At 58.1% G+C, this 10,334-nt stretch carries 9 protein-coding genes; 4 read left to right on the top strand and 5 right to left on the bottom strand.

The window, feature by feature from the left end; all coding sequences use genetic code 11:
* On the top strand, window positions 1–952 hold a 952-nt coding region (locus ACWI8T_RS06115), incomplete at its 5' end, for an adenine deaminase C-terminal domain-containing protein (RefSeq protein ID WP_449138309.1).
* Window positions 953–965: 13 nt separating this feature from the next.
* Window positions 966–2,348, top strand: a complete 1,383-nt coding sequence (guaD, locus tag ACWI8T_RS06110; protein ID WP_123219380.1) for a guanine deaminase — start codon at window positions 966–968, stop codon at window positions 2,346–2,348.
* 290 nt (window positions 2,349–2,638) lie between these two features.
* Here guaD and ACWI8T_RS06105 read toward each other — a convergent pair whose 3' ends face one another.
* Window positions 2,639–3,295 (bottom strand): hypothetical protein, encoded by a 657-nt coding sequence (locus ACWI8T_RS06105; protein WP_449138308.1) that lies wholly within the window; start codon window positions 3,293–3,295, stop codon window positions 2,639–2,641.
* Between the two features lie 484 nt (window positions 3,296–3,779).
* Here ACWI8T_RS06105 and ACWI8T_RS06100 point away from each other — a divergent pair, with 484 nt between their 5' ends.
* Window positions 3,780–4,934 carry a YkvI family membrane protein gene (locus ACWI8T_RS06100; protein WP_288484151.1) on the top strand — a complete coding sequence of 385 codons (1,155 nt, stop codon included), beginning with the start codon at window positions 3,780–3,782 and terminating at the stop codon, window positions 4,932–4,934.
* A 329-nt stretch (window positions 4,935–5,263) separates the two neighbouring features.
* A complete protein-coding gene (locus ACWI8T_RS06095) occupies window positions 5,264–6,193 on the top strand; it encodes an AEC family transporter (RefSeq protein ID WP_449138307.1) in 930 nt (309 codons plus the stop codon).
* Between the two features lie 151 nt (window positions 6,194–6,344).
* On the opposite strand, the gene sufU is transcribed toward ACWI8T_RS06095, so the two are convergent.
* The 4 genes from sufU to sufB all read right to left on the bottom strand — a co-directional run.
* Window positions 6,345–6,800, bottom strand: a complete 456-nt coding sequence (gene sufU / locus ACWI8T_RS06090; protein WP_329936000.1) for a Fe-S cluster assembly sulfur transfer protein SufU — start codon at window positions 6,798–6,800, stop codon at window positions 6,345–6,347.
* Complete coding sequence (locus tag ACWI8T_RS06085; RefSeq protein WP_449138306.1) at window positions 6,790–8,118, bottom strand: aminotransferase class V-fold PLP-dependent enzyme; 1,329 nt, start codon at window positions 8,116–8,118, stop codon at window positions 6,790–6,792. The genes sufU and ACWI8T_RS06085 overlap by 11 nt, the downstream gene beginning before the upstream one ends.
* 17 nt (window positions 8,119–8,135) lie before the next feature.
* Complete coding sequence (locus tag ACWI8T_RS06080) at window positions 8,136–9,368, bottom strand: SufB/SufD family protein (protein ID WP_449138305.1); 1,233 nt, start codon at window positions 9,366–9,368, stop codon at window positions 8,136–8,138.
* Window positions 9,368–10,334, bottom strand: a 967-nt coding sequence (gene sufB, locus ACWI8T_RS06075; RefSeq protein WP_449138304.1) for a Fe-S cluster assembly protein SufB, incomplete at its 5' end; no start/stop codon positions are given. The genes ACWI8T_RS06080 and sufB, both read right to left, overlap by 1 nt.

The raw sequence follows: 10,334 nt of genomic DNA, 5'->3' as shown, positions 1-10,334 counted from the left end.
CGACGACTTGCACTGTTGCGATTTGAATGAGACGGGACACCTTGATCATCATTTGAAGCTCGCTCTTAGCTGTGGCCTGCCGTTCGTGAAGGCCATCCAAATGGTGACTATCAATGCGGCGCGCGCGTTCGAGCTGACCGATATCGGCGCGCTGGCGCCGGGCAAGCGCGCCGACATCAATATCGTGTCGGGCGATACGGCAGACGATTTCGGCGTGGTGAGCGTATGGTCGCGTGGCAAGCAGATTGTCGACCATGGCGAAATGCTCGTGCATTACGAAACTGCCCAGCATGACCCATGCCTGTTGAACACGATGACGCTTTTGAATCCCATCACGCCCGACAGTTTCAAGATCGCGGCTCCCGAAGGCGCCACGCGTGTGAAGGCCACCTGCATGGACACGCTGCCGTGGATTCCCATCACCCAGCCGCGCGAGGTGGAGCTTGCCTGCGTCGACGGCTACGTGGCATGCGATGTCGATCAGGACGTGCTTTATATCGCGCAGGTCGAGCGCTATGGCAAGAACGGTAACGTGGGCAAGGCGTTCATGGGCGGCTTCCATATGACGAGCGGCGCCATTGCTTCGTCGGTGGGGCACGACAACCACAACATCATTGTTATGGGCACGAACTTCGAGGACATGTCGATTGCCGTGAACCATCTTGTCGAAATTGGCGGCGGACAGTGCCTCGTCGACGGCGGCGAGATCATTGAATGCGTCGAATATCCCTTGTGCGGCTTGCTTTCCGACCTTTCGTGCGAGGAGCTCGCGGCGAAGAAAAGCGCGTTGAATGCGGCATGCGCCGAGCGCGGTTGTATCATTTCCATCCCGTTTATGTTCCTGTCGTTCATTTGCCTGGCGGCGTTGCCTGCGTGCGCCATTACCGACCATGGGTTCATCAACGTGCTGACGCTGCAAATCGAAGACCCCATCAAGGGCGTCGTGGAATAAAGCGAGGGGTTTCATGTCGAAGGAAGTGAAAAGCGCGTACTACGGCTCGTTTTTCCATGCTCCCGTGTATGGCGAATTCGAGTATTTGGAAGACGCGCTTATCGAAGTTGACGGCGATGGCGTCATCGTACGCGTTGTGACGGGCGACGACCCGTGCAAGTCTGACCTTCTTGAAGCGTATCGCAATCGCGGCATGCTCGTAGAGCTGGGGGAGGGGCGTTTTGGCCTGCCCGGCTTCGTGGATATCCATGTGCATGCGCCGCAATGGCCCCAGGCCGCGCTTGCGCTTGATGAGCCTTTATATTTGTGGCTCGAGCAGCGCACGTTCCCCTTGGAGTCGAAGTTCTCTGATATGGAATTCGCGCGCCGCGTGTACGGCGACCTTGTGGATGCTTTGCTCGCGCGCGGCTCGACGACCACGGTGTATTTGGGAAGCGCGCATTTGGAATCGAGCATTGAGCTCGCGGCGATTTGCGCCGAAAAGGGCCAGCGCGCACTTGTCGGCAAAACGGTCATGGACGACCCCGCCGCGAACCCCGAATATTATCGCGACGCCTCGCCTGCGCAGGCTGTGGGTGACACGGCGACGCTTATTAAGGAAGTCGAAGCCATTGGCCGCGCGAGCAAGCAGGGCATTTGGCCAGTTATCACGCCGCGCTTCATTCCAAGTTGCACCGATGAAGTGCTGCGCGGCCTTGGCGACCTTGCGGCTTCGACGGGCGCCTACGTGCAAACCCACTGCAACGAGGGCCAATGGGAACACGATGTGGTGTTGGAGCGTTTTGGAAAAACCGACCCGTATGCGCTTCGCGATTTCGGCTTGGTGAACGAGCGCACGATCATGGCGCATTGCCCTTACGTCACGGAGAAAGAGGGCGAGATGTTCGCCGAGCTGGGTGTGGCGATTGCCCATTGCCCTATGGCGAATTCGTATTTCTCGAGCGCGGTGGCGCCGGTCCAACGCTTCCGTAAGCAGGGTATTCACGTGGGTCTTGGTACCGATATCTCGGGCGGCTATAGCCCGAGCATGTATGAGAATATTCGACAGGCGGTACTTGTTTCACGCCTCCTTGAAACGGGCGTGAACGCGATGCTGCCGCCTGATGAACGCGGTGGATTGGGCGAGGGTACGCGCGTGTCGATTGTTGAGTCGTTCTGGCTTGCCACGACGGGCGGCGCCGAGGCGCTCGGTTTGCCAACGGGCACGTTCGAGCCGGGTCGCGCGTTCGATATGCAGGTGGTCGATACCAAGCGGCCCGATTGCGACCTTACGGGCTTTGGCGTGTTCGACGCCCCCATTGACCGTTTGGCGCGCATTCTGTATTTGTCGACGCCCGATAACGTGCGCAAGGTCTATGCGCAGGGACGTCTCGTGTGCGACAAGGATGCTCGATAGCACGACGAGGGTGCGAAGTAGCGCGCATGGGCGTTCGATTGTGCGACCGGGATGTGCGGTGGCGAGCTGGCACGGCACGAGCGTCCGATTGCGCGGCAAAGATGCCGAGGGGTGCATAAGAATGCTCGATAACGCAGTGAGGATTGTCGGATAGCTGCATTCGAACGCTCTGATGCGAGGGAGACCCAGGAGATACATAGCTGTCTCCTGGGTCCCTTCTTTTCGGGATGGGTTGTTCGATGTGCCGAATGCTTTGGCTCTTAGCGCATCGTCGGTTTCAAAATACCTGCCTACAGTACGAAGCACACGATGGCTGCGGCGATGGCGCCTGCGACAAAGCCCGCCACGGCACCCGCAATAACGGCTTGTTTGGTTGCGGGGCTTTCGAAAAGCGCCGCAACCTCGTTGCCAGATGCTTCATCGGTCGAAGCTTCGGTTGAATCGCCAGCTTTTTTGAACACTTCGTTGTCTCTTTCGCCTTCGTCATACGCTTCGGACGTTTCGGTGTCGAAATGCGGCTGCGGCTCGGCATGCTCGTCGTGTTTCGAGAAAACGTCGCGCTCGTGATCGCTTTGCGCATCTTCCGCCGCAACGTCGATTGGTTCGTCGAATGCCGCAGGTTCATCGAAAGAGGCGGCTTCGCCGAACAAAGCGGATTCGTCGTCTCGATTTCTAGCGAAGCTGGGGTTGGTGAGCGAACGGCCGGCCGGCGTGATGTCCTCGAAGAAGAACTCGCCGCCTTCTTGCACGCCTTCGATAAAGCCCAAATCGGAGAGCGCGGCATACGCTGCCACGACTGATTCGTCGAACGCTCCTTCTTGACCGGTGGGACACAGTCTCATAAAGGCTGTGAGCATAACATCTTCGCCGTTGTCGGCGGCTTCTGCGAGCGTAAGCAGTTCTTCGTATTCAACGTCGCTCAGCTGTACGCCGTTGTGCATTTTCATGGGTGAACCTCTTCTTCTGGAAACAGCGTCTGATTCTAGCACCTCGGCAGCAAGGGAAAGCGTGCTTTCGAAAAAGGCACAAATGTTCGATTAATCGAGTATGCGCAATGGGTGCGTCCAATTATTAGGCGATGAAGCTCTCCCAATTATCAAGTGAATAAGTGAGCCCGTTTCATAGGCGCATCCACATCCAAGCTGACAATTGCACGCGTAGGCAAAAGGGAACTTGCCTCCTAGATTCGCGCCAGTGACAACTCCGTAACAAATCGGAAATCTTCGTTTGGTATAAAAGCTACTTAACTTGGGACGGATGATATCGGTTTGCCCCAAGAATGCGTGCAAGGGCGATAGCGCGAAGCACTCTGCACGTGAAGAATGCCAGGAGGCATTCGCGGGCGTTTCATTTGGGATGCGCGAGCGAATGTCAAAGGTCGCCACACTGCCTGGTGAAGGGACTTCGCGCTTGAGTCAAGGAGGTTTGGCCATGGCTGAAGAAGTCAAAGAGTCAACCAAAGAAAAGTCCAGCGTTGGACGCGTGCTGCAAATCGGCGGCGCCGTCGTTGGCACGCTTGTCGGTTCCGGCTTTGCATCGGGCCAGGAGGTCATGCAGTACTTTACGGCATACGGCATCCCGGGCGTGTGGGGCGCTGTGCTTACCATGGTGCTGTTCGCCCTTATGTGCGCCGCCGTTACGTATTACGGCTGGAAGTTCGCGAAATCGGAGCACTTCTCCGCATTCCGCCATTACTGCGGCAAGTATTTCGGCACGTTCATGGATATTTTCTCGGTGCTGTTCTGCTTCCTTGTCGGCATTGTCATGACCTCTGGTTCGGGCGCGATGTTCGAGCAGTACTTCGGTATTCCTGCGGTTGTCGGTTCTACGGTTATGGCGCTTATCGCCTTGGGTAGCGCATGGCTTGGTCTGGAAAAGCTGACCAAGGTTCTGGGCTCCACGGCTCCTATCTGCATCGTGTTCCTCGTTGGCGTGTCTCTTGTGACTGCCGCAATGAACTGGGGCAACCTCGCTAATGCCGACGCAATGGTCGCTGCTGCCGACGCTTCGGGCAATGTGCTGCGCGCCGTCGATTTCGCGGCTCCCCTGTGGATCGTCATTATCGTGACTGCCTTGAACTATGTTGCCCACAACATCGTCGCTGGCGTTCCGTTCATTTCCAAGGTTGGCACGCAGGCCAAAAACGGCAAGGAGGCCCTGTGGGGTGGCCTGCTCGGCGGCATTCTGCTGGGCCTGTGCGCGCTTGCGCTGAACTTCGGCATGCTCACCACATACGACCAGGTTTACATGCTTGAGGTTCCTGGCCTTGAGTTCGCCAAGATGCTCAACCCTGTCATGGGCGGAATTTACGCGGCCATTCTCATCATCATGATTTACAACACCATTGTCCCCATGATGATTTCGGTTGCGAACCTGTTTGTAAAAGACGAGAAAGATCCCGTGAAGTACCGCGCGATGCTCATTGCGCTTGCTGTGATCTTCCTCATTGGTGGCCAGTTCAAGTTCTCGGTGCTCATTAACATCATCTATCCATTCGTGGGTTATGTTGGCATCATCTTCATGGTCGTGGTGCTTGTTCAGTTCCTTCGCTGGAAGTGCTTCGGCAAGAAGGAGCCCCAGGAATAAGGCTCGCTTCAGAGCATGAAATCAGGCGCTGGCTTCGGCCGGCGCCTTTTTGGTTGCATGAGAATCTAAGCGAGCGAGCTGGCATGCTAGCAAACGTTGTGGCGACGTGCTGGGAAGTGGCGCAGTGTCGTGTTGACGAGCGGATTGGTTGTGTGCCGACGAGCAATCTGGCAGCATACTGGCAAATGGTTCAGTTGCGCGTTGGCGAATATCGCAGCAAGATGTTGGCTGATCGCGCAGCAACGTGTTGGCGAGCGTCGCAGCTGTGGTGTCCTCGATTGTTTTGCCTGAGGCAACTGGTTATTTTCACGTATTGAGGGAGGGACGTCGTGGAAGGCGTTCTTATAAAAGTTGCCGCGTTCGTGGCTATAATCGTTGCTGGCTATTGCGCTGGGCGATCGAACTCGTTCGGAAAGCGCCCTGGCGAGGTTGTATCGAAAATCGTGTTCACGTTCACGCTGCCGTGCTCGGTGGTGCATGCGTTCGGAAGTGCCCAGTTCACGCCGCAGCTTCTTGTGCTTGTTCCTATTGGGCTTGTGTGCGCGTTCGTTCCGTACGTCGTAGCCGCGATTGTGAGCAGGCGCTGCGAGCGAGGCGACCGAGTCTTCTACATGCTTAACATATGCGGTTTCAACATTGGATGTTTTGCGCTGCCATATGTTCAAGCACTTTTTTCACCGGAAATGGCCGTCGCGGTATGCATGTTCGATGCGGGAAATGCCATGATGATGACAGGTGGCGCCTATGCGTTGACCGGCCTTATAGCGGGAACGGGCAAGGGTCCAATCGAGCAACCTCTGAAATTCGTCGTGAAGCGGCTGTTTAGCTCATTGCCGTTCGATGCGTACCTCATTTTGATCGTACTTGCAGTTTTCGATATCCAAATTCCGCAGCAGGTTGTCGCGTTTACCGAGCCCATTGCGAATGCGAATGCGTTTTGCGCCATGCTTATGCTCGGCCTTATGATTGGCTTTACGTCGGCGGGCGCGAAGCTTAAGAAGGTTGCAATTATTCTTGGGGCGCGTGCGCTGTTTTCAATCGCATTCTGCATGTTGACCCTCGCGTTCTTGCCGTTTGATTTCATGACAAAGCTGGTCGTGTGCATTCTTTTGTGGGCGCCGGCAAGTGCTATGGGGCCTACCTTCACGTTATGGTGTGGCGGTGACGAAAAGCTTGCCGGACTTTCAAACGGCATCACGATTGTGGAGGCTATCGTAGTCGCAACGGCAATCGTGCTCGCGACGGGCGTTGCAGCGTAGACGGGGCGGAAGGCGGGGTATAGCGTGAATTGATGTTCGAAAAGATAAAAACCAAGAGGAGGCCTAATTCTCATTCCTGAACGCCTGGAACGTTGTGAAGGAATGGGAATTAGGCCTCCTCGGTAGGTCGAGCGAACTTCGAAAAAAGCAGTTATTCGGTGGTCGCAGGAGTAGCGTCGGCATTTTCGCGCAGCATGCCGTCGAGGGTGCGCCAAGCGAGTTCAGCGCACTTCACGCGTGCGGGCATGTGGGAAATGTCTTGCAGCTGAGCAGCTTCATCGAGGTCGATTTTATCTTGCTCGGTGAGCTCCTTGCCTTTAATCATGTCGATGAACAGCTGCGAGAGACGCAGTGCCTCTTCGACGGTCTCGCCGGTAATCACGTCGGCCATCATGTCGGCAGAAGCCTGGCTCACGGCGCAGCCATGGCCGGTGAACGCAGCTTCCTCGATAACGCCGTCCTCGACGCGCAACGACAGCGTGAGTTCGTCGCCGCAGCTCGGGTTGATGCCTTCGTGCGTATGCGTGGCACCATCCATCTCGTATTTGTAATCGGGGTGTGCGTTGTGGTCCATCAACGCCGTGGTGTAAATTCCGCTATTCGCCATGGAACATGCTCCAAACTCGATTCAGGCCAGCCACCAGCTTGTCGACGTCGCCCTTGTCGTTGTAGAAGGCGAGCGACGCGCGGCAGCAGGCGAGGTTTTCAACGCCAAGCCAGGTGAGAAGCGGCTGGGCACAATGATGGCCAGCGCGAATGGCGACCTGGTCCATGTCGAGGATACTCGCCACGTCGTGCGGGTGAATGCCGTTCACATTAAAGCTTACGACGCCATGATGCATGTCTGCACCGGGGTGGCCGATGATGGTAACGAAGTCGAGCTTGCCGAGCTCTTCCATGCAATAGGCTACAAGGGCTTTCTCGCGGGCTTCGATAACATTGATGCCCACCGATTCGACGTAGGCGACGGCTGCGGCGGTGGCGTAGATGCCTGCCGCGTCTTGCGTGCCCGCCTCGAACTTCTCGGGGACAGGCGCCCAGGTGGCGTCTTGCTCGGTCACGTTGTCGATCATTTCGCCGCCGGTAAGGAAGGGCGGCATGGCGTTGAGCAGTTCGTCTTTGCCCCACAGCACGCCCATGCCGAAGGGGCCAAAGAGCTTGTGCGCCGAGAACGCCAGGAAGTCGCAGCCGATTTCGGTTACGTCGACCTTCACGTGCGGCACCGACTGGGCGCCGTCGACCACGAAGTAGCCGCCCTGCTCATGCACGCGGCGACCGAGTTCCTTGACGGGGTTTTCGATGCCCAAAACATTGGACACGTGCACGCACGAGAGAATCTTCGTCTTCGGGCCGATTTTCGCATCCATTTCTTCGGGCGTGATAATGCCGTTCTCATCGGGGTAGAGGTACACGAGCTTCGCGCCCGCCGCGCGACAGGCTTGCTGCCACGGGATGAGGTTCGAGTGGTGCTCCATGATGGTGATGCACACTTCATCGCCCGGCTCAAGAACCGTCGGAGCGAACGCCTTGGCGACGATGTTGAGCGCCTCGCTCGCGTTGCGGCACATTACGACATCTTGGGCCTTGGGAGCGCCGATGAACCTCGCAACGCGGTTGCGTGCCACATCGATTGCTTCGGTTGCTTCGACGGATAGGCGGTAAAGGCCTCGTAGTGCGTTCGCGTTCATTTCCTCGTAGAAGCGGCGCTGAGCGTCGAGCACGGTTTTCGGGCGCTGCGCGGTTGCGGCGCTGTCGAGGAACGCGAGGTCAGGATGGTTGGCGAGCAGCGGGAAGTCGCGCTTGTAGGGGTTTTCGGCGATGTTGGCCGCGCACACGATATCGGGAGCGGTGGCCGAAGTCGCCGCGGCGTGGGCGGCATCGGCGATGGCGCAGGCGCTCGCGGCGGTGTTGGTGGTTTCAGTCATAAGCGTGAGCCTCGAATCTATTCGGCTTCGTCGAATTGGGCGGGAACGCCAATTTCGGCTGCGAGTTTCGCAATTGCCTGGCGCGTGTAGGCGTCGGGCGTGGTAATCGCGGCATCTTCAAACGTTGCGGTGGCGAACAGGCGCTCGGCGGCTTCTTGCGAAATGCCGCGGCTCATGAGGTAGTTGAGTTGTTCGGGGCGCATGTGGCCAATGGTAGCGCCGTGGTTGCCCGCGACGTCGTCTTCGCTGCACAGGATAATGGGAATCGACTTGTTCTTCACGCGCTCGTCGGCGAGGATGACCGATTCGGTTTCGGTGCCTTCCGCGCCCGCGCAGCCGCATGCCAAATCAATGGTGCCGCGAAGGATTTTCGTGCACTCGTCGGTGAGCACGCCTTGCGCGTCCATGAGGCATGTGGTTTTTTCACCGCGGTGGCGCAGTAGGTAATTGAAGTCGATCGCTTCTTTGCCATGGCCCACATAGCGCGTGGTCACGTGCACGTCGGAGCGCTTGCCCGACAGGTTGCCGGCCAGGCCCACAAACGATTTGCCTGCGCCGAGCACGGTGTGGCGCACCGTGATGCGTGCGTCGTCGTCGAGGAACAGCGCAGTGTCGTCCATGGTGGTAAAGCCGTCGCTGGCGGCATGCACGGTTTGAATGTCTACGTGCGCGTCGGCATCGGCAAATACGCCGAGCGTGGAGCCGATGACGCCTTCGCCCGCCTCCGGGGCGTCGAAACACACGAGCACCTGGGCGCTCGCGCCTTCTTCGACGACAACGTCGAGGGAAGCGACGCTTGCGGCGGCGTTTTTGCCATGCGCGTGCACGACGATGGGCTCGGCAAGTGCGGTACCAGCGGGAACACGCACGGCACGCGTTTTGGCTGCGTGCGCGGCGAGCCACTCGCCTGCGGTGCGGCCCATGCCATGCTCGAAGGCCTGAGGCATGTCGCGCGTGACGGGCGATGTTGCGGCCAAATCGAGGTTCACTTCGCCGCCGTTGAGAATCTCGTCGTCGGGCTGGGTGTTATTCTGGGTTTTCGCCTGTTCGGGGCGCGTAGCCCACGCGGCAAGCGCAGCGGTGGCAAATGCGCCGAACTCGGCTTCTTGCGCGCCTTCGGGCACGTGAATCTCGATACCGTCGGCAATGGAGTCGACAACGTCGACTTCCGCTTCGTTCATATCCAAGCGATGCCAGGTGGGGGAGATGAGCGCGTTGGCGCGCAGGGTCGTCGTGGTGGTTTCGACCATTATCCAATCGCCCCTTCCATTTCGAGTTTGATGAGGTTGTTCATTTCGACTGCGTATTCGAGCGGCAGCTCTTTGCTCACGGGGTCGGCAAAGCCGTTGACGACCATGGTGCGCGCTTCTTCTTCGGAAATACCGCGGCTCATAAGGTAGAACACGGTGTCGTCGGAGATGCGGCCGATGGTGGCCTCGTGGCCCACGTCGACGTTCTTGCAGCGAATGTCCATTGCGGGAATGGTGTCGGAGCGGCTGTCGGCATCGAGCATGAGCGATTGGCAGCTTACCGATGCGGCGGAGTTCTCGGCCTTCTCGGTTGCCACGACGCTCGAGCGGAACGTGGACACGCCGCCGCCCTTCGAAATCGACTTCGTTTCAATCGCGGCGCTCGTGTCGGGTGCGGCGAGCACGACTTTGCAGCCGGTATCGAGGTTTTGGCCCTGGCCGGCGAACGTAATGCCCGTGAAAGTGCAGGTCGACTTGCGTCCGGAAAGAATAGACATGGGATAGAGGTAGCCTACATGGCTGCCGAAGCTGCCCGAAACCCATTCGATTGATCCGCCCTCGTCGCATACCGAGCGTTTCGTGTTCAGGTTGTACATGTTCTTCGACCAGTTCTCGATGGTCGAATAGCGCAGGTGCGCGTTTTTGCCAACGAACAGCTCAACGGCGCCTGCGTGCAAGTTCGCCACGTTGTATTTCGGGGCCGAGCAGCCTTCGATGAAGTGCAGATCGGCGCCATCCTCTACAATGATGAGCGTGTGCTCGAACTGGCCTGCGCCCTTCGCATTCAGGCGGAAGTAACTCTGCAGCGGGAAGTCGAGCTTGGTGTCTTTCGGCACGTACACGAAGCTGCCGCCCGACCACACGGCGCCGTGGAGCGCTGCGAATTTATGGTCGGTGGGCGGAATGAGCGTCATGAACTTCTCGCGAATGAGCGGCTCCCACTTGGGGTCGTGCAAGGCTTCTTCA

This window comes from Slackia sp. (assembly GCF_977041755.1).
Note: the sequence above shows the minus strand (reverse complement) of the source record. Positions and strands in the feature narration are given on the sequence as shown.